Annotated in this window: 19 protein-coding genes; 9 read left to right on the top strand and 10 right to left on the bottom strand. The window is 71.3% G+C overall.

Annotation, left to right across the window (positions count from 1 at the left end; translation table 11 throughout):
* Positions 1-531 precede the first annotated feature (531 nt).
* Positions 532-855, top strand: coding sequence for a zinc ribbon domain-containing protein (locus tag ACFHWS_RS00700; protein WP_416567423.1), 324 nt, complete (start codon positions 532-534; stop codon positions 853-855).
* Positions 856-921: 66 nt separating this feature from the next.
* Here the strand turns inward: ACFHWS_RS00700 and glmS are convergent, their stop codons facing one another.
* A complete protein-coding gene (gene glmS / locus ACFHWS_RS00695) occupies positions 922-2,862 on the bottom strand; it encodes a glutamine--fructose-6-phosphate transaminase (isomerizing) (protein ID WP_416567422.1) in 1,941 nt (646 codons plus the stop codon).
* Between the two features lie 150 nt (positions 2,863-3,012).
* On the opposite strand from glmS, the gene ACFHWS_RS00690 reads away from it, so the two are divergent.
* Complete coding sequence (locus tag ACFHWS_RS00690; protein ID WP_416551318.1) at positions 3,013-4,221, top strand: pyridoxal phosphate-dependent aminotransferase; 1,209 nt, start codon at positions 3,013-3,015, stop codon at positions 4,219-4,221.
* A 57-nt stretch (positions 4,222-4,278) separates the two neighbouring features.
* Here ACFHWS_RS00690 and glmM read toward each other — a convergent pair whose 3' ends face one another.
* The 3 genes from glmM to rplM form a co-directional block, all read right to left on the bottom strand.
* Positions 4,279-5,643 (bottom strand): phosphoglucosamine mutase, encoded by a 1,365-nt coding sequence (gene glmM / locus ACFHWS_RS00685; protein ID WP_416551411.1) that lies wholly within the window; start codon positions 5,641-5,643, stop codon positions 4,279-4,281.
* A 208-nt stretch (positions 5,644-5,851) separates the two neighbouring features.
* Positions 5,852-6,334, bottom strand: coding sequence for a 30S ribosomal protein S9 (gene rpsI, locus ACFHWS_RS00680; RefSeq protein WP_416551317.1), 483 nt, complete (start codon positions 6,332-6,334; stop codon positions 5,852-5,854).
* Positions 6,335-6,354: 20 nt separating this feature from the next.
* A complete protein-coding gene (gene rplM / locus ACFHWS_RS00675; protein ID WP_416551316.1) occupies positions 6,355-6,798 on the bottom strand; it encodes a 50S ribosomal protein L13 in 444 nt (147 codons plus the stop codon).
* A 421-nt stretch (positions 6,799-7,219) separates the two neighbouring features.
* Here rplM and ACFHWS_RS00670 point away from each other — a divergent pair, with 421 nt between their 5' ends.
* Genes ACFHWS_RS00670 through ACFHWS_RS00650 form a run of 5 tightly spaced genes read left to right on the top strand, consistent with a single transcriptional unit; the run spans position 7,220 to position 14,844 of the window.
* Positions 7,220-9,367 (top strand): molybdopterin oxidoreductase family protein, encoded by a 2,148-nt coding sequence (locus ACFHWS_RS00670; protein WP_416567421.1) that lies wholly within the window; start codon positions 7,220-7,222, stop codon positions 9,365-9,367.
* A complete protein-coding gene (locus tag ACFHWS_RS00665; RefSeq protein ID WP_416551314.1) occupies positions 9,364-10,821 on the top strand; it encodes an FAD-dependent oxidoreductase in 1,458 nt (485 codons plus the stop codon). The genes ACFHWS_RS00670 and ACFHWS_RS00665 overlap by 4 nt, the downstream gene beginning before the upstream one ends.
* Positions 10,818-13,397, top strand: a complete 2,580-nt coding sequence (gene nirB, locus ACFHWS_RS00660; RefSeq protein WP_416551313.1) for a nitrite reductase large subunit NirB — start codon at positions 10,818-10,820, stop codon at positions 13,395-13,397. Before ACFHWS_RS00665 ends, nirB begins: the two co-directional genes overlap by 4 nt.
* Positions 13,394-13,756, top strand: coding sequence for a nitrite reductase small subunit NirD (gene nirD, locus ACFHWS_RS00655; RefSeq protein WP_416551312.1), 363 nt, complete (start codon positions 13,394-13,396; stop codon positions 13,754-13,756). The genes nirB and nirD overlap by 4 nt, the downstream gene beginning before the upstream one ends.
* Positions 13,756-14,844, top strand: coding sequence for a uroporphyrinogen-III synthase (locus ACFHWS_RS00650; RefSeq protein WP_416551311.1), 1,089 nt, complete (start codon positions 13,756-13,758; stop codon positions 14,842-14,844). Before nirD ends, ACFHWS_RS00650 begins: the two co-directional genes overlap by 1 nt.
* Before the next feature lie 92 nt (positions 14,845-14,936).
* Here the strand turns inward: ACFHWS_RS00650 and ACFHWS_RS00645 are convergent, their stop codons facing one another.
* From ACFHWS_RS00645 to ACFHWS_RS00630, 4 genes are all read right to left on the bottom strand, one after another.
* The gene (locus ACFHWS_RS00645; protein WP_416551310.1) at positions 14,937-15,560 is read right to left on the bottom strand and encodes a GTP-binding protein; all 624 of its coding nucleotides are present in this window, start codon (positions 15,558-15,560) and stop codon (positions 14,937-14,939) included.
* Positions 15,541-15,912: a DUF742 domain-containing protein gene (locus ACFHWS_RS00640; RefSeq protein WP_416551309.1), complete on the bottom strand. Its 372-nt coding sequence runs from the start codon at positions 15,910-15,912 to the stop codon at positions 15,541-15,543. Before ACFHWS_RS00640 ends, ACFHWS_RS00645 begins: the two co-directional genes overlap by 20 nt.
* Positions 15,913-15,992: 80 nt before the next feature.
* On the bottom strand, positions 15,993-16,406 hold the full coding sequence (locus tag ACFHWS_RS00635) for a roadblock/LC7 domain-containing protein (RefSeq protein ID WP_123606103.1): 414 nt from the start codon (positions 16,404-16,406) through the stop codon (positions 15,993-15,995).
* Complete coding sequence (locus ACFHWS_RS00630) at positions 16,403-19,690, bottom strand: nitrate- and nitrite sensing domain-containing protein (protein WP_416567420.1); 3,288 nt, start codon at positions 19,688-19,690, stop codon at positions 16,403-16,405. The genes ACFHWS_RS00635 and ACFHWS_RS00630 overlap by 4 nt, the downstream gene beginning before the upstream one ends.
* Positions 19,691-20,155: 465 nt before the next feature.
* Here ACFHWS_RS00630 and ACFHWS_RS00625 point away from each other — a divergent pair, with 465 nt between their 5' ends.
* Entirely contained in the window at positions 20,156-21,355 is a 1,200-nt protein-coding gene (locus ACFHWS_RS00625) for an ABC transporter substrate-binding protein (protein ID WP_416551307.1), read from the top strand.
* 89 nt (positions 21,356-21,444) lie between these two features.
* Here ACFHWS_RS00625 and ACFHWS_RS00620 read toward each other — a convergent pair whose 3' ends face one another.
* Together ACFHWS_RS00620 and ACFHWS_RS00615 are read right to left on the bottom strand one after the other, a co-directional pair.
* Positions 21,445-22,284 (bottom strand): ABC transporter permease, encoded by an 840-nt coding sequence (locus tag ACFHWS_RS00620; RefSeq protein WP_416551306.1) that lies wholly within the window; start codon positions 22,282-22,284, stop codon positions 21,445-21,447.
* Positions 22,285-22,366: 82 nt separating this feature from the next.
* Complete coding sequence (locus tag ACFHWS_RS00615) at positions 22,367-23,401, bottom strand: ABC transporter substrate-binding protein (RefSeq protein ID WP_416551305.1); 1,035 nt, start codon at positions 23,399-23,401, stop codon at positions 22,367-22,369.
* Between the two features lie 303 nt (positions 23,402-23,704).
* On the opposite strand from ACFHWS_RS00615, the gene ACFHWS_RS00610 reads away from it, so the two are divergent.
* The gene (locus tag ACFHWS_RS00610) at positions 23,705-24,490 is read left to right on the top strand and encodes an ABC transporter ATP-binding protein (protein WP_416551304.1); all 786 of its coding nucleotides are present in this window, start codon (positions 23,705-23,707) and stop codon (positions 24,488-24,490) included.
* The last annotated feature ends 2 nt before the right edge of the window (positions 24,491-24,492 follow it).

Below are 24,492 nucleotides of genomic sequence, written 5' to 3'. Positions count from 1 at the left end.
CGGATAGCGTCTGCCCATCGACGCATGCCGACGGAGGCGATATGAGTGAGCGGAGGCGACGTGGGTGAACTGCCCGGCAACGACGTGGGCCCGGCCGGCGGCGGGCCGCTGCGGGTGCGGCCGGCCGTGCTGCACGACGCCGCCGACTGGCTGGCGGTCCACCGGCTGGCCGGGTGATCACGTACCAGCAGCTGTGGCGGGCCGACCCGGCGGCCTGGCAGCGGGCCGCGTACGGCTGGCGGCGGCGGCAACCAGCGGTCGAGCGGCGGGCCGCTGAGGTGGCCGGGTCGGCCCGGGCGCTGCGCGCCGGCTGGTCCGGCCCGGCGGCGACCGCCGCCGACACCCGGTTGGCCGGCCTGGGTGACCGGCTGGACGCCGTCGGCCCGGCGCTGTGCGTCGTCGACCAGATCCTCAGCCGGTACGCCGAGCAGCTGGCCCGGGCCAAGGCGGTGCTCGCCGACTGGGTCGCCACGGCGGGGGTGCTCGGTCAGGCGATCGACCGGGACGGTCGAATCGGCGTGGTTCGTCGGCATGGTCGAGTACAAGGCGGCGCGGTCCGGGCGTACGTTCGCCCGGGTGGACCGGTGGCTCCCGTCCACCCGGATGTGTTCGGACTGCGGCCGGATCAACGAGCGGATGGCGCTGAACGTCCGGTCGTGGGTCTGTCCGTGTGGCGGTCACCACGACCGGGACGTCAACGCCGCGATCAACATCAAGGCCGCCGGGCAGGCGGACGTCAACGACCGTGGAGCGCGGGTAGGACCGGGACCCGTCCCGGCACCGCGCGGTAGAACGGTAACCCACCAGAACACTGCGCGTGTCACGCGCAGCGTGGCTGGAATCGCCGTCGTTTAGGGCGGCGAGGATGTCAATGGGCCGGGAACAACCCGGCTGCCAGCCGCCCCGGCACGGGCGCGGCGGTCACTCCACGGTGACCGACTTCGCCAGGTTCCGGGGCTGGTCGACGTCGTGTCCCCGGGCGGCGGCGATCTCGCAGGCGAGCACCTGCAGCGGCACCGTGGTCAACAGCGGGGCCAGCAGCGTCGGGGTGCGCGGTACGTAGATCAGATCGTCGGCGTACCGCGCCACGGCGGTGTCGCCCTCCTCAGCGATCACCACGGTACGGGCGCCTCGGGCCCGTACCTCCTGGATGTTCGACACGATCTTGTCGTGCAGCATGCCGCGGCCGGCCGGCGACGGCACCACGCAGACCACCGGGGTGCCCTGGTCGATCAGGGCGATCGGGCCGTGCTTGAGCTCGCCGGCGGCGAAGCCTTCGGCGTGCATGTAGGCGAGCTCCTTGAGCTTGAGCGCGCCTTCGAGAGCTACCGGGTAGCCGACATGGCGGCCGATGAACAGCACCTGGTTGGCGGTGGACAGGTTCCGGGCGAGCTGGCGGACCGGCTCCATCGAGTCCAGCACCTGCCGCAGCTTGCCCGGCATCTCCTGCAGCTGACTGACCACGGCGGCCACCTCGTCGGCGTACTTGATGCCGCGCACCTGGGCCAGGTGCAGGCCGATCAGGTAGCAGGCCACCAGCTGGGTGAGGAACGCCTTGGTGGAGGCGACCGCGATCTCCGGGCCGCTGTGGGTGTACAGCACCGCGTCGGACTCGCGCGGGATCGTGGAGCCGTTGGTGTTGCAGATCGCCAACACCCGGGCCTTCTGCTCCTTGGCGTGCCGCAGGGCCATCAGGGTGTCCATCGTCTCGCCGGACTGGGAGATCGCCACCACCAGGGTGGACCGGTCCAGCACCGGGTCCCGGTAGCGGAACTCGCTGGCCAGCTCCACTTCGCACGGGATCCGGGTCCAGTGTTCGATGGCGTACTTGGCGACCATCCCGGAGTGGTACGCCGTACCGCAGGCGACGATGAAGATCTTGTCGGCGTCACGCAGGTCCTGGTCGGTGAGGCGGACCTCGTCCAGCATGATCTCGCCGGTCTCGGTGAGCCGGCCGAGCAGCGTGTCGGCGACCGCCTGCGGCTGCTCGGCGATCTCCTTGAGCATGAAGTAGTCGTAGCCGCTCTTCTCGGCGGCGGAGGCGTCCCAGTCGATGTGGAAGTCACGGCCGAGCGCCGGCGCGCCGGAGAAGTCGGTGATCTCGATGCTGTCCGGGGTGATCAGGACGACCTGGTCCTGACCGAGCTCGACGGCGTCGCGGGTGTGCTCGATGAACGCGGAGACGTCGCTGGCCAGGTAGTGCTCACCCGGGCCACGGCCGACCACCAACGGGGAGTTGCGCCGGGCACCGACCACCGCGTCCGGGATGCTGGCGTCCACGGCGAGCAGGGTGAACGCGCCTTCGAGGCGTTGACACACCCGACGCATCGCGGCGGCCAGCAGTCGCGGGCCTTCCGGCTCGCCGGCCGCACGCAGGTCGGCCAGGGCGGCGGCGAGCAGGTGCGCTGCGCACTCGGTGTCGGTGTCGCTGACGAACTCGACCCCGTCGGCTTCGAGCTCGGCGACCAGCTTGGCGAAGTTCTCGATGATCCCGTTGTGGATGACCGCGACCCGGCCGTCGCGGGACAGGTGCGGGTGGGCGTTGCGGTCGGTCGGTCCGCCGTGGGTGGCCCACCGGGTGTGGCCGATGCCGGCGGTGCCGTCACCGATGCCGACCGTGGCCGGGCAGCAGGTGCTGTCGACCGTCGTGGTGTCCTCGGCGGTGCCGGTGCCGAACCGCTCGTCGCCGAATGCCTTCTCCAGGTTGGTAAGTTTGCCGGCCCGCTTTTCGGTGCGCAGCTCGTCGTCACAGACGATCGCCACGCCGGCCGAATCGTAACCCCGGTATTCGAGCCGCCGGAGCCCGTCCAGCACGATGCCCAGCGCCGGCCGCGCGCCGACGTACCCCACGATTCCACACATGGGTCGTAGCGTAGCCCACGATCGCTCATCGGCGGTGCGCATAACCCCCGCAATCGATCAGGCACGCTGAGCAGTAACCGATCAAACCCGCCTTATAGTGCAAAGTACGGGCGCCGTCATCTGCTTCAATGGACCGCATAAAGTGGCGAGGTGGCCACCTCCCCCGGCACCCCCGCCGACATCGACCCCCTGGTCCGCCGCATGCGCCCGTTCGGCACGACGATTTTCGCCGAAATGTCCGCTCTTGCCGTCCGCACCGGCGCGGTCAATCTCGGCCAGGGCTTCCCGGACACCGACGGGCCCACCGTGATGCTGGCGGCCGCTACCCAGGCGCTGCGCGGCGGCCACAACCAGTACCCGCCTGGTCCCGGCACCCCTGCGCTACGCACCGCTGTCGCCCGCAACCAGCAGCGCTTCTGGGGGCTCGACTACGACCCGGAGACCGAGGTCCTGATCACCGCTGGGGCGACCGAGGCGATCACCGCCGCCATCCTCGCGTTGTGCGAGCCGGGTGACGAGGTAATCTGCTTCGAGCCCTACTACGACTCGTACGCGGCCGCGATCGCGCTCGCCGGTGCGGTCCGCCGGCCGGTCACCCTACGCCCCGACGGGGACGGCCGGTACGCCTTTGATCCGGCCACGCTGCGCACCGCGGTCGGGCCACGTACCCGCCTGGTGCTCCTCAACTCCCCGCACAACCCGACCGGCAAGGTCTTCACCGTCGCCGAGCTCACCGCGATCGCCGCGATATGCCAGGAGCATGACATCTGGGCGGTCACCGACGAGGTGTACGAGCACCTCGTCTTCACCGACGCCGACACCCCACATGTCCCGCTCGCCACCCTGCCCGGGATGCGGGACCGGACGCTCCGCATCTCGTCGGCCGGCAAGACCTTCTCCTGTACAGGCTGGAAGATCGGCTGGGCCAGTGGGCCAGCCACGCTGGTCACCGCCACCGCCCGGGTCAAGCAGTTCCTCACCTACGTCAACGGCGGGCCGCTGCAGCCGGCCGTCGCGGTGGCGCTGGACCTACCGAACAGCTACTTCACCGGGCTGCGGCAGAACATGCAGGCGCAGCGCGACCAACTGGTGGCCGGGCTGTCCGAGGCCGGATTCCGGGTGCTGGTGCCGCAGGGCACCTACTTCGCCACCGCCGACATCAGCCCGCTGGGCGGCACCGACGGGATCGAATTCTGCCTGTCGCTACCGGAGCGCTGCGGAGTGGTCGCCGTACCGACCCAGGTGTTCTACGACGAGCCGGACGCCGGCAGGCTGCTGGTCAGGTTCGCCTTCTGCAAACGTCCCGAGGTCCTCGCCGAAGCCAGCCGGCGACTGGCCGGCCTGCAACCGGCCGGCTGACCGAGCAGGCCGGGTGGCAGGTTCAGGCCCGGTCGATCAGGCTTGCCGGCGTACTGGTCAGGCCGGGCTGACCGCGCGGACAGCAGCTGCGATCCGCTCGGCGACCGAACGGGCAGTCTCCACCGTCGTCGCCTCGACCATCACCCGGACCAGCGGCTCGGTACCAGACGGGCGCAGCAGCACCCGCCCGGTGCCGCCCAGCTCGGCCTCGGCCTGCTCGGCGGCGGACCGTACCGCCGGGTCGCCGGCACCGGCAACCCGGTCGCCGACCGGCACGTTGATCAACACCTGGGGCAGTTTGGTAACGGTGGCCGCCAGACCGGCCAGCGAGGTCCCGGTGGCCGCCATCCGGGACATCAGCTGCAGTCCGGTGAGCACGCCGTCGCCGGTGGTGGCGTAGCTGGGCATCACGATGTGCCCGCTCTGCTCACCGCCCAACGCCAGCCCGCTGGCCCGCAGCTCCTCCAGCACGTACCGGTCACCAACCTTGGTCTCGACCAGCTTGATGCCTTCCCGGGACATGGCCAGCCGCAGCCCGAGGTTGCTCATCACGGTGGCCACCAGGGTGTCGGCGGTCAACGTGCCGGCGTCGCGCATGGCCAGCGCCAGGATCGCCATGATTTCATCGCCGTCCACCTCGGTGCCGTCGGCGGTCACCGCCAGGCACCGGTCGGCGTCGCCGTCGTGGGCCAGCCCCAGGTCGGCGCTGTGTTCGAGGACGGCGGCCCGGACCACGTCGAGGTGGGTCGACCCGCAACCGTCGTTGATGTTGAGCCCGTTCGGCTCGGCGTTGATCGCGATGACCTCCGCGCCGGCCTCCCGGTACGCGACCGGGCCGACCTCGGCCGCCGCGCCGTTCGCGCAGTCAACCACCACCCGCAGCCCGTCGAGCCGGTGGTCGACCGTGCCGACCAGGTGCCCGACGTAGTGCTCGGCTCCGTCCAGCAGGTCGCTCACCCGGCCGATACCGGCCCCGGTGGGCCGCCGTCGGCCGATCGAGCCGTCGCCCTCGATCGCCGCGCCGATCGCGGCTTCGATCTTCATCTCGAGATCGTCCGGCAGTTTGTGCCCGCCGGCGGCGAACAGCTTGATGCCGTTGTCCGGCATCGGGTTGTGCGACGCGGAGAGCATCACCCCGAAGTCGGCCTTGGTCTCCCCGACCAGGAACGCGACGCCAGGGGTCGGCAGCACGCCGACCCGCAGCACGTTCGCGCCGGCGCTGGTCAGCCCGGCCACGACGGCGGCCTCCAGCATCTCGCCGCTGGCCCGCGGATCGCGGCCGACCACGGCCAGCGGCTGACGGCTCGGATCCCGCTCGGCCAGGGTGTGCGCGGCGGCGACCGCGACCGCCAGCGCCAACTCCGGGGTGAGATCGGCGTTGGCCCGCCCGCGTACGCCATCGGTGCCGAACAGCCGCGCCATACCTGTCATCCTCCGATGGTCCCGCTAACGGTGCCGCTCCACCGCCCCTCGGGGGGACGGATCCGCCCGCTGCGATGGCGAGCGAGCCGGCAACCGATGAAGATACTGCCGATGAACGGAAAAATCCGCATCAACTAGACAAAAAAGCACGGACGGCCGAGAAACCCCACGAAGGAGGTGTCCCAGCCGCCCGTTCAGCCGTATCGGACTAGCGCTTCGAGTACTGCGGAGCCTTACGAGCCTTCTTCAGGCCGTACTTCTTGCTCTCCTTGACCCGGTCGTCGCGGGTGAGGAAGCCCGCCTTCTTCAGCGCTGGGCGGTCGTCGCCGTCGTTGGCGCACAGCGCCCGGGCGATACCCAGCCGCAGCGCGCCCGCCTGGCCGGTGATGCCGCCGCCGCGCAGGTTGGCGATCACGTCGAACGCCTCGGCCTTCTCAGCCGTCACCAGCGGCTCCCGGATCAACTGCTGGTGCACCTTGCTCGGGAAGTACTCCTCGAGCTCGCGGTCGTTGCAGGTGACCTTGCCGGAGCCGGGGACGATCCGCACCCGGACGATGGCTTCCTTGCGCCGCCCGACGGTCTGGATCGGGCGCTCGCCGCGCGGCGCGCGCACCACTGGCGCGGGCGTCACGGCGGGGGCCGGCTCGGTCTCGGCAACGGCGACCGGGCTGGCCTCGGTGGTCTCGGTCATGCTTGTTCCTTCGCCCGCGCTCACTGCGCGATCTGCTTGATCTCGAACGGCACCGGCTGCTGCGCGCCGTGCGGGTGCTCGGCGCCGGCGTAGACCTTGAGCTTGCGGATCAGCTTGGCACCGATCTTGTTGTGCGGCAGCATGCCCTTGACGGCCAGCTCGATCGCCCGCTCGGGGCGCTTGGCCAGCAGCTCGTCGTAGCCGACCTGCTTCAGCCCGCCGGGGTAACCGGAGTGCCGGTAGGCCACCTTGGTGTGCCGCTTGTTGCCGGTCAACGCCACCTTGCCGGCGTTGACGACGATGACGAAGTCACCGGTGTCGACATGCGGCGCGAAAGTCGGCTTGTGCTTGCCGCGCAGCAGCGTGGCGGCGTGGGTGGCCAGGCGGCCCAGCACGACGTCAGAGGCGTCGATCACATGCCACTGACGCTCGATCTCACCCGGCTTCGGGCTGTACGTACGCACAGGTCTACCTTGTCTCGTCGTCGGTCTGGGGTCGCGCGTCGGTCGTCAGGTAACGCGCGGGCCGTCGGGGCGACCCGGAACCGGGCGACCTGGCAGAGAACGCGCGCGCGAACGACAAGCATACCCCGGCTGACCCGGCATCATCGGACGGGGCCTCCCGTAGACGGTGAGCTACATCCACGGACGGTGACCTGGGACGGTGACGGGTCTGGCGAGGGACGCCCCTCGGTTGTCGCACAACAGCAGGCGACGATACCCGCTGCCCGGCACGCCGGTCAAAACCCCTGGTCGGCACCGGTACGCCGGAGGTCCCAGCAGATGGGCTGGCTAACCCCCTGACAACGGTCCGTGTGAGCTGCTCTTAGCAGGCTGGAAACAATCGGGACGTCGCGGTGAAATCGCCCCCCGGCACGCTTCGCACATGCCAGGCAGCGTGCAGGTGACCATCGGGCCGACCGGCGAATCAGTCGACCGGACCGTGGCCACCCACTGCCCGTACTGCGCGCTGCAGTGCGGCATGCGGCTGCGCGCGAGCGCCGACGGCGGCGTGCAGGTGCTGCCCCGGCAGTTTCCCACCAACCAGGGCGGGCTCTGTCAGAAGGGCTGGACCGCTGCCGAGCTGCTCGACCACCCGCAGCGGCTGACCACCCCGCTGGTCCGTGACCGACCGGGAGCCGAGCTGCGGCCGGCCAGCTGGGACGAGGCGCTGGACCGGATTGTCGCCGACGTCACCGGCATTGCGCAGGCACACGGCCGCGACGCGGTCGCGATGTTCGGCGGCGGCGGGCTCACCAACGAGAAGGCGTACGCGCTGGGCAAGTTCGCCCGGGTCGCGCTGCGCACCCGCAACATCGACTACAACGGCCGGTTCTGCATGTCCTCGGCGGCCGCCGCCGGGATCCGGGCCTTCGGCGTCGACCGCGGCCTGCCGTTCCCGATGGCCGACGTCGGCACCGCCGACACCCTGCTGCTGGTCGGCGCGAACGTGGCCGAGACGATGCCGCCGTTCGCCCGCTACCTGACCGAGATGAAACAGCGCGGCGGTACGTTGATCGTGATCGACCCCCGCCGCACCGCCACGGCCCGCCTGGCCGACCTGCACCTGCAGCCAACCCCCGGCACCGACCTCGCGGTGGCCAACGCGCTGCTGCATGTCGCGTTGCGGGAGGGCTGGGTGGACCAGGCCTACGTCGCCGAGCGGACCACCGGCTTCGACACCGTCCGGGCCACCGTCGCCGGTTACTGGCCGGCCCGGGTGGAACGGCTCGCCGGGGTACCGATCGGCGATCTGGAGGCGGCGGCGCGGGCGCTGGCCGGCGGCGACCGACGCGCGACCGACGCCCCGCCCGCGAAGGTCGTCATCCTCACCGCGCGCGGAGCCGAACAGCACGCCAAGGGCGTCGACACGGTCAGCGCCTACGTCAACCTGGCGCTCGCCCTCGGGCTGCCCGGCCGGCCCGGCTCCGGGTACGGCTGCCTGACCGGCCAGGGCAACGGTCAGGGCGGCCGGGAGCACGGCCAGAAGGCCGACCAGCTGCCCGGCTACCGGCGCATCGACGACCCGGCGGCGCGGGCACACGTGGCCGGGGTGTGGGGCGTCGACCCGGCCGACCTGCCCGGGCCGGGGGTTTCCGCGTACGAGCTGCTGGACGCGCTCGGCACCCCGGCCGGGCCGAAGGCGTTGCTGGTCTTCGGCTCCAACCCGGTGGTCTCGGCACCCCGTGCCGGCCGGGTCCAACGCCGACTGGCCGACCTGGACCTGCTGGTCGTCGCCGACTTCGTGCTGTCCGAGACGGCGGCGATGGCCGACGTGGTGCTGCCCACCGCCCAGTGGGCCGAAGAGGACGGCACCATGACCAACCTGGAGGGCCGGGTGCTGCGCCGGCACGCGCTGCGGCCACCCCCGTCCGGCGCCCGCACCGACCTGGCCGTGCTGGCCGACCTGGCGCGGCGGCTCGGCTGCCCGGCCGGGCAGTTCCCGGCCGACCCCGCCGAGGTCTTCACCGAGCTACGCCGGGCCTCAGCCGGCGGGGTCGCCGACTATGCCGGGGTCACCTGGGAGCGGATCGACACCGCCGACGGGGTCTTCTGGCCCTGCCCGGACCCGGACCGGCCGGACACCCCACGGATGTTCACCGAACGGTTCGCCACCCCGGACGGGCGCGCCCGGTTCGTGCCGGTGGAGCACCGGGCCGCCGCCGAGGAGGTCTGCGCCGACTACCCGCTCTACCTGACCACCGGCCGGGTGCTGGCCCAGTACCAGTCCGGTGCGCAGACCCGCCGGATCGCGCCGCTGCGCGGTGCCGCCCCGGAGGCCTTCGTGGAGCTGCACCCGGACCTGGCCGCCCGGCTCGGCGTCGCCGACGGCGACCCGGTCAGGGTGACCAGCCGACGCGGCGAGATGCGCGCCCCGGCCCGACTGACCGGGTCGATCCGCCCGGACACCGTGTTCGCCCCGTTCCACTGGGGTGGCGCGGGGCGGATCAACTCGGTCACCAACGACGCGTTGGACCCGACATCCCGGATGCCCGAGTTCAAGATCTGTGCGGTCAGGGTGGAGCGAGCGTGAACCGTATCGTCATCGTCGGCCACGGCATGGCCGGTGCCCGGCTCGCCGCCGAGCTGCCCGCCCGGCGCGGCGACTACAAGATCACCGTGTACGGGGCGGAGCGGCACCGGGCGTACAACCGGATCATGCTGTCGAACCTGCTCGCCGGCCGGGCCGACGAGCTGGACGTCACGCTCACCGAGGCCGCCGGGCACGGCATCGACGTGCGGTCCGGGTTGGCGGTGACCGCGATCGAGCCGGCCACCCGGACGGTGCGCACCGCCGACGGCACCGCCACCGAGTACGACCAGCTGGTGCTCGCCACCGGCAGCCGGGCCGTGGTCCCCGACCTGCCCGGCCTGACCGGCACCGACGGCCCAGCGGGGTTGCCCGACCGGGTCGCGGTGTTCCGGACCCTGGACGACTGCCGGCGGATCCTCGCCGCCGCCGACGGTGCCCGCACCGCGCTGGTGCTCGGCGGCGGCCTGCTCGGCCTGGAAGCCGCCCGGGGGCTGGCCGCCCGCGGACTGGACGTACGGGTGGTGCACAAGGTCGGTCAGCTGATGGAGCGTCAACTCGACGCCACCGCCAGCGCGGTGCTCGCCCGTACCCTGGCCGGCCTCGGCGTCGGCACCGAGCTGGCCGCCGCCGCCGAGTCGGTCACCGCCACCACCGACGGGGTCCGGCTGCGGCTCGGCGACGGCCGGGAGCTGGACGCCGACCTGCTGGTGCTGGCCTGCGGTGTCCGGCCGGACACCGACCTGGCCCGGCGGGCCGGGCTACGGGTCGGGCGCGGTGTGATGGTCGACGACCGGATGGCCACCAGCGACCCGCACATCTGGGCGATCGGGGACTGCGCCGAACACGACGGCGTCGTTACCGGGCTGGTCGCCCCCGCCTGGGAACAGGCCCAGGTGCTGGCCCGGGTGCTGGCCGGCGACGACCCGGGTGCCCGCTACCGGCCACTGCCGACGGTGACCCGCCTCAAGGCCGCCGGCATCGACCTCGCCGCGATGGGCGACACCCGGCCGGGCGCCGACGGGCAGACCGAGGAGCTCAGCTTCGCCGACCCGGCCCGCGGCACGTACGCCCGTCTGCTGATCCGCGACGACCGGCTGACCGGGGCGATCATGCTCGGCGACAACCCGGCCGTCGGCACCGTCATCCAGCTGTTCGACCGGGGCGGTCCGGTGCCGGCCGACCGGCGGGCGCTGCTGCTCGGCCGGGCGGTCGGCGGCACCGTCGCGGCGCCGGCGACCAGTCCGGCACTGATGCCGGATGCGGCGACCGTCTGCCAGTGCAACACGGTCAGCAAGGGCGCGCTGGTGCGCTGCTGGCGCGCCGGTGCCCGGTCGGTCGCCGAGGTGGTCGCCGCCACCCGGGCCACCACCGGCTGCGGCAGCTGCACCGACGCGGTCACCGGCATCGTCGACTGGCTCTCATCTGTGGATTCCGACGTGGAGGTACCAGCGTGAACCGGTTGATCGTCATCGGCAACGGCATGGTCGGGCAGCGCCTGGTCGAAGCGGTCCGCTCCCGTGACACCGGCGGCGAATGGCAGGTCACGGTACTCGCCGAGGAGTCGCGGCCGGCGTACGACCGGGTCCGGTTGTCGGCCTTCTTCGACGGCGTCGGGCCGGACGAGTTGAGCGTGCACACCCCGGACGACGGGGTGGATCTACGGCTGGCCCAGCCGGCCCGGCGCATCGACCGAGACCGCCGGGTGGTCGTCACCGACCACGGCGAGTACGGCTACGACGCGCTGGTGCTGGCCACCGGCTCGTACCCGTTCGTCCCGCCGATCGACGGCGCACACCGCCCCACCGACGGCGCCAACGGCGGCGGCCTGCGCGACGGGGTGTTCGTCTACCGGACGCTGGACGACCTGGTCGCCATCCGCGACTTCGCCACCGATCCGGCCGCCGACCGGCGGGTCGGCACGGTGATCGGCGGCGGCCTGCTCGGCCTGGAGGCCGCCAACGCGCTGCGGCTGCTCGGCCTGCGTACCCATGTGGTGGAGTTCGCGCCCCGGCTGATGCCGGTCCAGATCGACGAGGCCGGCGGGGCGATGCTGCGCCGCTACGTCGAGGACCTCGGCGTCGACGTGCACCTGGGGACCGCGACGTCGGCGATCCGCACCGGGCCGGACGGCACCCCGCACGGGGCCGCCCTCACCGACGGCACCGAACTGGAGACCGACCTGGTGGTCGTCGCCGCCGGCATCCGGCCCCGCGACGACCTGGCCCGCGCCGCCGGGCTGGCCGTCGGCGAGCGCGGCGGGGTGACCGTCGACGCCACCTGCCGGACCAGCGACCCGCACATCTGGGCGGTCGGCGAGTGCGCCGCGGTCAGCGTCGACGGCGAACCGGGCCGCTGCTACGGGCTGGTCGCCCCCGGCTACGCGATGGCCGAGGTGGTCGCCGACCGGCTGCTCGGCGGCACCGCTGCCTTCCCCGGCGCGGACACCTCCACGAAGCTCAAACTACTCGGGGTGGACGTGGCGTCGTTCGGTGACGCGCACGGCACCACCACCGACTGCCTGGACGTGACATTCACTGACCCGGCCACCCGGGTCTACGCCAAGCTGGTGCTCTCCGATGACGCGCGGACCCTGCTCGGCGGGGTGCTGGTCGGCGACGCGACGGCGTACCCGACGCTTCGGGCCAGCGTCGGTGGGCCGCTGCCGGGCCCGCCGCTGGCGCTGCTCGCCCCGGCCGGGTCCGACGGTGCCGCCGGTGGGGCCGGCATCGACGCGCTGCCCGGCAGCGCCCAGGTCTGCTCCTGCAACGCGGTCACCAAGGATCAGATCCTCGGCGCGATCGGCGACGGTTGCACCGACGTCGCCGGGATCAAGGCGTGCACCCGGGCCGGCACCAGCTGCGGGTCCTGCGTACCGATGCTCAAGCAGTTGCTGTCCGTCGCCGGGGTGGCCCAGTCAACGGCGCTGTGCGAACACTTCGACCACAGCCGCCAGGAGCTGTTCGACATCGTCCGGGTACGCGGTATCCGGACCTTCTCCCAGCTGGTCGCCGAGCACGGCCGGGGCCGGGGCTGCGACATCTGCAAGCCGGTGGTCGCCTCGATCCTCGCCTCGCTGGGCAACGGCTACGTCCTCGACGGCGAGCAGGCCACCCTGCAGGACACCAACGACCACTTCCTGGCCAACATCCAGCGCGACGGCACCTACTCGGTGGTGCCGCGGATACCCGGTGGGGAGATCACCCCGGAGAAGCTGATCGTGATCGGCGAGGTGGCCCGGGACTTCAACCTCTACACGAAGATCACCGGTGGGCAGCGGATCGACCTGTTCGGTGCCCGGGTCGAGCAGTTGCCGAAGATCTGGCGGCGGCTGGTCGACGCCGGCTTCGAGTCCGGTCACGCCTACGGCAAGGCGCTGCGGACGGTGAAGTCCTGCGTCGGCTCCACCTGGTGCCGCTACGGGGTGCAGGACTCGGTCGGCCTGGCGGTCGCCCTGGAGCTGCGCTACCGGGGGCTGCGCGCCCCGCACAAGATCAAGTCTGCGGTATCCGGCTGCGCCCGGGAGTGCGCCGAAGCGCGCAGCAAGGACTTCGGCATCATCGCCACCGACGCCGGCTGGAACCTCTACGTCGGCGGCAACGGCGGCTTCCGGCCCCGGCACGCCGACCTGTTCGCCAGTGACCTGTCCACCGAGGAACTCGTTCGTACCATCGACCGGTTCCTGATGTTCTACATCCGCACCGCCGATCGGCTGCAGCGCACCGCGGCCTGGATCGAGGCGATGGACGGCGGCCTGGACCACCTGCGATCGGTGATCGTCGACGACTCGCTCGGGCTGGCGGCCGAGCTGGACGAGGCGATGGCCCGGCATGTCGAGTCCTACTCGGACGAGTGGCGGGACACGATCGACGACCCGGAACGGCTACGCCGCTTCGCCTCCTTCGTCAACGCACCCGACACCCCGGACCCGTCGATCACCTTCGAGGTCGAGCGGGGCCAGCCGGTGCCAGCCCTGGGCGAGCGCCGGCCCGTCGCGCTCGGTCTCCCGACAACCCTGGAGGTACGCCGATGAGTGTGCAGACAGTCAACGTCACCGCCCAGTGGACACCGGTGTGCCCGTACTCCCGGGTGGAGCCGGAGCGGGGCGTTGCCGCGCTGGTCGACGGCGAGCAGGTGGCGGTCTTCCGGACCTACGACGGGACGTTGTACGCGATCGGCAACCAGGACCCGGTCGCCGGTGCCCACGTCATGTCCCGGGGCATCGTCGGTACCCGGGGGGACATCCCGACCGTGGCGTCACCACTGCACAAGCAGATCTACGACCTGCGTACCGGCGAATGTCTGGATCTGCCGGGCGTCGCCGTGCCGACCTACCGGCTGCGCTGTCGGGACGGGCTGATCGAGGTGCTCGGTCGGCGGCAGGACCAGTGATGTCCGACGAGCTGTCCGGATTCACCATCGGGGTCACCGCCGACCGGCGGCGCGACGAGCTGGCCGCGCTGCTGGAACGACGGGGTGCCCGGGTGGTGCTCGCCCCGGCACTGCGGATCGTGCCGTTGGCCGACGACACCGAACTACGGGCATCGACCCGGGCCTGCCTGGACGATCCGCCGGACGTGCTGATCGCCAACACCGGCATCGGCATGCGTGGCTGGCTGGAGGCCGCAGAGGGGTGGGGCTTGGCCGAGCCGCTGCGGGCGGTGCTCGGCGGCGCCTACATCGTGGCCCGCGGTCCCAAGGCCCGGGGCGCGATCCGGGCAGCCGGCCTGCACGACCAGTGGTCACCCGCGTCGGAGAGCTGTGACGAGGTCACCGACTATCTGCGGGCCCGCGGCGTGGCCGGCCAGGTGATCGCGATGCAGCTGCACGGGGAACGGCAACCGGAGTGTTCGGCGGCGCTCGAGGCGGCCGGCGCCACCGTGATCGAGGTGCCGGTGTACCGGTGGGCGCCGCCGACCGACCCGGCACCACTGCACCGGCTGGTCGACCTGGTCGCCGGCCGGCTCGTCGACGCGGTCACCTTCACCTCCGCGCCGGCGGTCGGAGCGCTGCTGCGCGCCGCCGGGCCCAACGCCGACGCGGTGCTCGAGGCGATGCGGACCGACGTACTGGCCGCCTGCGTCGGTCCGGTCACCGCGGCGCCGCTGCGCCGGCACGGAGTGCCGGTGACCGCACCGGCTCGCGCCCGACTCGGGGCGCTGGTCCGGACCATCGTCGACGAACTGCCCCGGCGGGCGGTCAACCTGAAGGTCGGCGGACACCTGCTCACCCTGCGCGGACACGCCGCAGTGATCGACGGTGAGTTACGCCCGTTGGCACCGGCACCGATGGCGGTGCTACGCGCGCTGGCGCAGACCCCGGGACGGGTGCTGTCCCGGGCCGCCCTGCTGCGCACCCTGCCCCGAGGTGCCGACGAGCACGCCGTCGAGATGGCGGTGGCCCGGCTGCGGGCCGGGCTGGGTACGCCCGGGGTGATTCAGACCGTGGTCAAACGCGGCTACCGGCTGCCGATCGACTGAGGAAGGCCGCGCCCGGCGGGCTGAGGCCGCACGGCCGGCTGAGCACGCGCCAGCCGGCGGCGCAGCGCGCCGCCGGCTGTGTTGCCGTACAATCAGCCGACCGGCGTCGGATACCCCCGGCCGTGCTCGGCGCGCAGCGTCGCCATGGCGTGCTCGACGACAGTGACCAGCACACTCTTCGTCGAGTCCCGGCTGCGGGCGTCGCACATCACCAGCGGAACGTGCGGCGCGATAGCCAGCGCCTCCCGCACCTCCCCCGGCTCGTACTCTGGCGCGCCGTCGAAGCAGTTCAACGCCACGAGGTACGGCAGCTGCCGGTTCTCGAAGTAGTCGAGCGGGGCGAAGGCGTCGGTGATCCGGCGGGTGTCCACCAGCACCGCGGCACCGACCGCGCCGCGGATGATCTCGTCCCACATGAACCAGAACCGGGTCTGTCCGGGTGTGCCGAACAGGTAGAGAATCAGGTCGTCGGCCATGGTGATCCGGCCGAAGTCCATCGCCACCGTGGTGGTCTCCTTGCCGGGGACCTTTGACGGATCGTCGATGCCGACACCGGCCGAGGTCATCAACGCCTCGGTGGTCAGCGGCGTGATCTCGGAGACCGCGCCGACCATGGTGGTCTTGCCCACCCCGAATCCACCGGCGATGACGATCTTCGCCGAGGTGATTCCCTTGTCCCGGCGGACGCCGGGACGGTCATAGCCTGCGAAGTCCACTTAGCACCCTCTCAAGAAGTTCCATTCGCTCCTCGTAGCCCTCTGTCTCAGTCGGAGCGGTGCTGTGCAACGCCAGCAGGCCGTCGGCGACCATGTCGGCGACGAGGACCCGTGCGACGCCCAGCGGGAGCCGGGTGTACGCGGCGATCTCCGCCAGTGACTGGGCACGGTTGTCGCAGATCGTGGCGATTCGATGCTTGTCGTGCCCGGCGAAACGAGACTCGGTGACCGCCGCCGCCGAGGCCACCAGCACCGCCTCCAGGGCGATGTGCTGCTGTGGCTCGGTACGCCCGCGGGTGACCGCATAGGGGCGGACCAGCGCTCCGCGCGGGTCCTGTCGTGGTTGGCCCATTGAGCGGTCACCTCCTCGTGGGTCTGCTGGCACGTCATCGGTGACGGTCCCTTGTGTCGCTGCGAAACTTCAGCCTCGGATCAGGGTCGGCCGCCCACGGCCTCCCGTGGGGCCGGGACCAGCGCGGCACCGACCCGCTCGACCAGCAATGCCATCTCGTACCCGACCTGACCGACGTCGCAACTACGGGCGGCGAGCACCGCCATCGACGATCCGTCGCTGATGGACATCAGGAACAGGTACCCGCTGTCCATCTCGATCACTGTCTGCAGCACGCCACCCGCGCTGAACATCCGCGACGCCCCGTCGGTGAGGCTGACCACGCCGGAGGTGATCGCCGCCAACTGGTCGGCCCGATCCGCCGGCAGGTCACGCGAGGAGGCGAGCAGCAGTCCGTCTGCCGAGACAGCCACGACGTGGGCGATCCCCGCCACGCTGTCGGCGAAGTTGCTGAGCAGCCAACCCATGTCCTGAATAGCTGCTGGCCTGTTCATTCGCTGGTCTCCTTGGTTGAGTTGGCGCGGTACTGCTCGCTGCCGACGGTCCGGCCGCGTTGCACGCCACGGTGATATGCCGACAACAGGCCGCGGACCTCGTCCGGGGTCCGCCGGGTCGGCTCGCGGCCCTGCTTGGCCTCCACGCCACCCGGCACCAGCTGTGCCTGGGGCTGGCGCTTTGGCAGACCAGAGCGGGTGATGCCGGCGGTCGCCGGCTCCGCGGCCTTACTGGCCCGGGCCCAGCCCTCGTCGGCGGCGGTACGCCAACTGCCGGAGTCGCCGGTCCGTTGCCGGGGGATGGCATTCAGCGCCGACGTCGCCGCGCCGGCCGAAGTGGACGGTGCTGGCGCCGGTGGCGCCGCCGGGGGTGGTGGTGCGGCGTTCGGCTGCACCGGAGCAGAGTACGCCGCCGGTTGTGGAGCCGACTGTCCCGGGTTGCGGGCCGGCAGCGGTGTCCTGGTCGGAGCGGGTGCCGGCGGGTACGCCGGTGCGGGCGCACCGGCAGCAGGCGGACGACCGGCGGTCGGCAGCGGCAGGACGGTGGTTTCGGCCGAGCCGTGTGACCGGAACCAGACCGCCTCCATCTCCCGGAAGATGGGCATCTCAGCGGCGTCCTCGGGCCGGGCACCGGGGTTGGCGGGCGCCGCGGGCTTGGCGGGCGCCGCGGGCTTGGCGGGCGCTGCAGGCTTGGCGGGCGCTGCAGGCGCACTGCCGCCGGTGGAGCCGCCGGCCATCGGGCCGTGCGGCAGCTGGCCGCCGGTGCGTACCGCTGGGGCCAGCGGATGCATGGTGGCCGGGATGACCGACTGGTCCGGGTGGCCGCTGGTACCGGCCGGTCGCACCGTCGGGTAGGCCACGGTCGGCGTACCGACGTTGGCCACCGGCGGTGCCGCCGCAGGCGGGGCGGCGGATGCCGCCGGACGGTACGCCGGCAGCCCCGGGTTGTACGTCGGCGCGGCCGGGCCGGCGGCCGGGGCAGCCGGTGCGCCGGACATGGGAACGCCGGACATGGGAGCGCCGGACATGGGAGCGCCGGACATCGGTGACGCGGAGATCGGGGCGGCGGACACCGGCGTCGACTGCCCGCCGGTGGTCACCGGGAAGGCGGCGGTAGGTGCACCGGCCACTGCGTTCCACTGTGACGACCGGGCGTTCTGCCACTGGTCCGTGAGGGTCGCCGTACGGCCGGGTGCCGCCGCCGGCGGACTCGAGATCGGCGACCAGGTCCCGCCTGACGTGGGCGCGGCGGAGATCGGCTCGGCCGCCATGGCCGGGCGTCCCCGCGTCATCGCTGGCTCCCGGGTGCGCTGCGGCAGCACCAGGATGCTGCTCGGCAGCGTGGCCTGGGCGATAGTGCCGCCCTCCGGGTTGGGCCGCAGTTCGACCCGGATGCCGTACCGGCCGGCCAGCCGGCTGACCACGGCGAGACCCATCAGTCGGAACGCCGAGACGTCGACCGTGGACGGCTCGGCAAGCCTCCGGTTGAGATTGTCCAACTGCTCCTCAGACAGCCCCAGGCCGCGGTCCTCCACCTGGACCAGTACGTAGTCGCGCAGCCGCCGGGCGTCGGCGACGACCGTGGTGGTCGGCGGGGAGAACCGGGTGGCGTTGTCGAGCAGCTCGGCGACGAGACGTACCACGTCGTTGACCGCGTGCGCGGAGATCAGGATGTCGGTGTCGACGGTGCCGAACTCGATCCGGTTGTAGAGCTCGACCTCAGACTGCGCGGCTCGCAGCGCGTCGACCAGCAGCGCGTCCTCCCGGCGTGGCGCCGTCGAGTCGGCACCTGCCAGGACCAGCAGATTCTCGTCGTTGCGGCGCATCCGGGTGGCGAGGTGGTCGAGCTGGAACAGCTGGGCGAGCCGCTTCGGGTCCTCCTCGCCGCGCTCGATCGCGTCGAGCTCGCCGATCATCCGGTCGACCAACGTCTGGCTTCGGCGGGCCAGGGAGAGGAACATCGCCGACACGCTCGCCCGCAGCGCGGCCTGCTCGGCGGCGATCCGGACCGCCTCCCGGTGCACCACGTTGAACGCCTGGCCGACCTGGCCAACCTCGTCGCGGTTGGGCAGGCGGATCGGGTCACGTAGGTTGCGGACGATCTCCTCCGGGCCCCGGTCGTTGAGGTCGTTGACGTCGCGGAGCTTGGCCACCGCCTCCGGCAGGTCCCGGCTGGCCACCGACATGGCGCCTTCCCGCAGCCGCCGCAGCGAGTCGTTCAACGAGCGGGCCAGGACCACCGCAAGGGCAATCGCCAGCACCAGGACGATCAGCACCGCGATCGACTCGATGATCGCCTGCCGGGTGACGTTGGTGCTCACCTCGGTGGCCCGGTCGAGCAGCCGGTTCTCCAGCTGGACCTCGGCCCACCGCATCAGGTCGTTGACCGCGCCCACGGCTCGGGCGGCCTGTGCGGCGCTCATCGGAGCCCGCTGGCCCACCGAACGGGTGATCTCGGTGGCGACCCGGTCGGCCAGGAAGACGGCGTCGCCGGTGACGCTGCTGTCGGCCAGCTCCTGCTCCCACGGCGACGCGGCCAGCGAGAACGACAGCAACGCCTCCTGCTGGCTGGTCAGCGTGGCCAGGTACGACGAGAACTGCTCCTCGTCCAGCCGGCCGGTGGACAGCGCGGCGAAGATGATCGCCTCCTCCTCGGCCGTGGCCAGCTTGGCCCGGGCGAAGGCGGAGACGGCACGCAGACTGTCCGGCACCTCGCCGTCACCGGAGACCTGGCCGAGCACCTCACCGTAGGAAGCCAGGTCGGACAGGATGACGCCGTACCGCAGCACCGCTTCCGGCACTGGCATCTGCCGCCGGTCGAGCACCTCCTGGCGGGTGGCGTTCAAGGTGTCCAGATGGTCGTCGATGGCGACCAGCTGCCGCTCGACCGCCTCCGGCACGTTTCCGACCCGGTCGCGTTCGGCGGCGTACGCAGCGATCCGCTCGTCGGTGCTGCGCACCCGGCTGTTGTATGCCTCGGCGTCGGCGTCGCGGGCGGCGAGGAAGGTCACCGCGGCCATCCGCTCCTTGTGGACGTCCTGAGCCAGGGCTGAGACGTCGACGGAGAGTTCGGCCATCGACCGCACCATTCGCGCGTCGACGGCTCCCTGTCCTACGTCGACCAGCCGTACCGTGGCCAGAGCGGCGACCGCGGCCAGCGGAACGACCAGGATCAGGGCCAGTTTGGACCTGATCCGCGCATCCCTCAGTCGCGGCACCCAACGCAACTGCGCGCGGCGCTTCCGCGGGCCGTTGTCGGGCAGGGTCGTCGGTCCGGTCCTCACGACATCGCCTCCGTCGCTATCTCCACACGCGGACTGCCGACCGATGCCTGCTGCAGCGGTGAGCGCCGCATGCGGCACGGCCGCGATTTCACCAGAAGTGGACCCGCTTGGGAAGCCTCAGTCGGGCAGAAATCGGTCGGACGACCTGTAATCACCCCAGTGTTACCGGAGAGTATCTTCATCACACCGCCCTGATCAGCGCGGATGGAACTTCCACCGTCAGTTGTCCCGCCAAAGTCAACGCTCGCAACATGCACTCGTTGCCAACATGTGGGACGACAGTCCCGGAAACGCCCCGACCGGCGCGCTTGACCAGAACGCCGCCCATTGGCATGGTTTCCCAAGTTTGCAGGCTCCGCGCACACCGTACGGCATGCCGCCGGCGCTACTTCTACTGAGGACGTGCTCAGCCGCGCCGCCGCCCACCGACCGGGTGCGCATCCGCCGCGTACCTGGAGGACTGACTTGAGGCCCACCCGTTCCGCCCTACTCACGGCGCTCGCATCCACATTGCTGGCCTCTTCGCTCACCGGCTGCCAGTTCGCCAGCGACTCGGCCGGCGGGGACGGCGGCGAGATCCTCATCGCCGCCGACCTGGAACTGTCCGGTGCCGCCGCAACCGTCGGCAAGGGCTACCAGCGAGCCCTCGAACTGAAGGTCGAGCAGATCAACGAATCGGGTCTGCTGGGCGACCGGACGATCCGGCTGGACGTCCGGGACAATCGTTCCGACCCGAGCGAGTCGCTGCGCAACGTTGGCGACTTCTCTGGCGACTCCGCGGTGACCGCGATCATCATGGGCAGTTGCAGTGACTGTGCGGTCGGCGCCGCCCGGACGATCAACGACGAACGGGTGCCGACCATCTCGCTGGCCCCGGCCACCGCGGTCGCCACCCCGGTCACCGAGCGTCGCTATCTGTTCAAGCTCGGTCCCAACGCGGCGGACAGTGCCGCCGCGGTCGCCAACGAGCTGCGCCGCCGCAACATCGGGCGGGCCAGCCTGCTGCACACCGACGACGAGTACGGCCGGGACGGCCTGCGGGTGATCACCGCCGAACTGGACAAGCTCGGCATCAACCTGGTCGGCACCGAACAGGTGCGGACCACCGACACCGACGTGAGCCAGGCCGTCGCCGCCCTGGCGCAGCCGTTGACCGGCGAGAATCCGGGCGCACTGCTGGTCTGGACCTCGGCCGAGCAGGCGGCGCTGGCGGCGGACAGCGCCGCGCAGGCCGACTACCCGGGGCCCCTGTTCTTCGACGCCGCCGCCGCCGGGGACCTGTTCCTGTCCGGTGGCTCGGCCACCGGCACCAAGGGCGTCAATCTGGTCTTCACCCAGACCATGGTGATCGACGACGTGATCGCCAACACCCCGGCGAAGGCAGCCCGCAAGCAGTGGTTCCGCGACTACACGGCCAGGTTCGGCAGCTACTACGGGTTTTCTTCGTTCGCCGCCGACGCCGTCCAGCTGATCGCCGACGCGGTGGCCACGTCGGCCGGCGATGGCTCGATCAACCGGGAGGCCATCCGTGAGGTGCTGGAGACCACCCAGTTCGACGGGCTGTCCGGGCCGATCCGGATGACCCCGGACAACCACTCCGGACTGATGCCCCAGGCACTGACCATGCTGGTCTCCCGGGGCGGCCGCTGGCGGCTGGCCAGCTGACGACCCCGATACGGCCCGGACGTCGTGCGCCCGCCAGGATTCCTGGCGGGCGCACGACGTCCGGCGCGGGCGCGGCATAGTGGCAGACGTCAGCGGGCGGACGTCGTCTCCCGCACCCACGGCAGCAGCAGCCGTTCGAAGCCGACGAGCGCGAAGTAGAGCAGAATACTCATCAACCCGATCAACACGATCGCCGCCCAGGCGGCGGAGTTCTCGCCCATCCCGCTGAACTGCAGGGTCATGTAGCCCAGGCCTTCCTCACCGGCCTGGAACTCGCCGATCACGGCACCGATCGCCGCCAACGGCATCGCGACCTTCAGGCCGACGAAGATCTGTGGCAACGCCGCCGGAAACCGGATCTTGCGAAAGGTCTGCCAGCGGGACGCGTCCAGCGACCGGGCCAGCTCGGCCAGATCGGCAGGGGTAGAGGTCAGACCGGTCACAGTGGAGAGCACGATCGGGAAGAAGCAGAGCAGGAAGACCATGGTGAGGATCGACTGCTGGCCCCAGCCGAGAGTGACCACGAGCAGCGGGGCGAGCACGATCTTCGGTACGGCGTTGAGCGCCACCAGCAGCGGGGAGAACATCCGCTCGGCCACCTGTGATCCGGCCAGCGCCAGTCCGATCAGCACCCCGACCACGGTGGAGATCGCGAACCCGGCGACGGTCGAGGTGGTGGTCGCCAGGGTGTGTTCCAGCAGTCGCGGTACCCGCAGGGAGAACGCCGCGTACACGTCCTGCGGGGGTGGCAGCACCACCGAGTGCACCAGGTCGAACACGCTGGTCACGAGCCACCACACGGTCACCGTCACCGCCACGCCGAGCAGCGGTAGTCCAACGGCGGCGACCCGGCCGCTGACGGGGCGGCGGACCGGAGCGGTGGTCGCGGCGCGTACCGGTGGCGCCTGCGCCGGTTTGAGTACGGTCATCGACACTCCTCAGGTTCGCCGAACCGCCGGTGCGGGCGGGTGGATCACCATCCGGCGGCCCACCCGCCCGCACCCGGGTCGGTCAGGATTCGGCGTTCGGGGCCAGGTCAAAGTTGACGACCTGCTCCGGCTCCAGGCCCGGCGGAATTGCCCCGGCGCCCTGCAGGATCGCGATGCTGCGGGCGATCCGCTGGCTGTCCAGCGCACCGACCGGAACACCGGAGCTGGTCGACTTCACGAAGGCGGCCATCAGCTCCAGTTCGGCGGCGGCCGCAGCCGGGTTGGCCTCCTCCACGTTCTTGGCCATGATCTCGCCGGCCTCCTCCGGGTTGGTGATGCTGTACTCCAGGCCCTTGAGCAGTGCCGCGCTGAAGCGCTTCACCATCTCCGGGTCCTCCTCGGCGATCGCCGTCGAGGTGATCAGCACGTTGCCGTACAGGTCGGTCATGATGTCGCTGTACGGCAGCACCACGGCGGTCTTGCCCTGCGCGACGGTCTCCACAGTGGGCTTGCCGACCACGAACTGGCCGATGCCGTCCACCGACCCGGAGGCCAGGGTGCCCATCAGGGTCTGCGGGGCACCGTTGACCCACTCGACCTTGGTCTCGTCGATGCCGGCCAGCGAGGCGTAGGTCGGGAACAGGTTGCGCACCACCGAGCCGGGGGCGTCGGCGAGCGTCTTGCCCTCGAGGTCCTTGGGGGTGGTGATGCCGCTGCCGTCCAGCGCGATGATCGCGGCCATGGTGCGCTGCTGGATGCCGGCTACCACGACGAAGTCCTTCGCCTCGCCGTTGCCGTACTGCAGCAGTCCGCCGGTCATGTCAATCGGCGTGAAGTGGGCCTGTCCAGCGACGACGGTCTTGATGTTGTCGCCGGTGCCGGCGCCCGCCTTGACCTCGACGTCGAAGCCGGCCTCCTCGAAGAAGCCCTTGTCCTTGGCGACCCAGGCGTAGGAGTCCCGACCAAAGTTACCGAAGGAAGTGAGGTAAGTCACTTTCTTCAATTCCTCGGTGCCACCGGCATTCGCCTCGTCACCGTCGTCCGCGCTGCAGCCGGCAGTGACCGCAAGCGCCGCCGCGAGGGCCGTGGCGGCGATCGTACGGGTGAGCCTTGTCATGAACGTGTGTCCTTTCCAACCCGACGGCCCCTCGACGAACCCGCAGGTCGTCGAGGCGACCGGAGGGGGTAGTTGGTCCGGCGCGGCGGCCGGCCGGTGGGGGCCGGACCGGTGCCGCGGTCGCGTTGGGAAACTTCGCGGGCAACAGAGTACGAGGGAAACCTGACTAATGCGACAGCCGGGCATCGCAAACCCTGGATCGCAATCAAAAGTGTTTACCGCGCGGGTCGTGCGTGGCCGGCACGATCCGGATACTCTGTCCCCGCTTGTTGATCGACTCGGGACGAGGGAGCTGCCGGCCCCATGATCCAGCTCAGCGGAGTCGGGCGGACGTTCGCCGGTCGCTCCGGCACAGTGGAAGCACTGCGCGGCATCGACCTCTCGGTGACCGCCGGTGAGTTCGTCGCGGTCGTCGGTCGATCCGGTTGCGGCAAGTCCACCTTGCTCAGACTGATCGCCGGGCTACTCCCGACGACGGCCGGCGCGATCACCGTCGGTGGCGAGCAAGTGGTCAAGCCACGCCGGGACATCGCGATGCTCTTCCAACGTCCGGCCCTGCTGCCCTGGCGATCTGTGCTGGACAATGTCCTGTTGCCGGCGGAGATCTTCGGGCTGCGTCGCAGACAGTACCGGGCGAAAGCCCTGCAACTGCTGGAGATGGTCGGGCTGGCCGGTTTCGACAAGCGGCTGCCGCACGAGCTGTCCGGCGGCATGCAGCAGCGGGTGTCGCTGTGCCGCTCGTTGCTCGCCGAACCACAGGTGCTGCTGATGGACGAGCCGTTCTCGGCGCTGGACGCGCTGACCCGTGAGGAGCTCTCCGTCGAGCTGCAACGGATCCACATGGAACGCGCGGCGACCATCGTCTTCGTCACCCACTCGATCGACGAAGCCGTCCTGCTCGCCGACCGGGTGGTGGTGCTGAGCCCTCGACCAGGGCGGATCCGCAAGATCGTGCCGATCGACATCCCGCGTCCCCGCAGCCTGGGGCGCAACGCGCACAGCGAGGACGTGGCCCGGTGCAGTGCCGAGCTGCACGAGGTGCTGATGGAACGCGACGCACCGGCCACGGCCGGGATCGGAGGGTACTGACC

Source organism: Micromonospora sp. LOL_013, assembly GCF_048060315.1.
In the GTDB taxonomy this organism is placed as follows: Bacteria; Actinomycetota; Actinomycetes; order Mycobacteriales; family Micromonosporaceae; genus Micromonospora_E.
The sequence above is the reverse complement of the archived record's forward strand: the minus strand, read 5'-3'. Positions and strand labels throughout refer to the sequence as shown.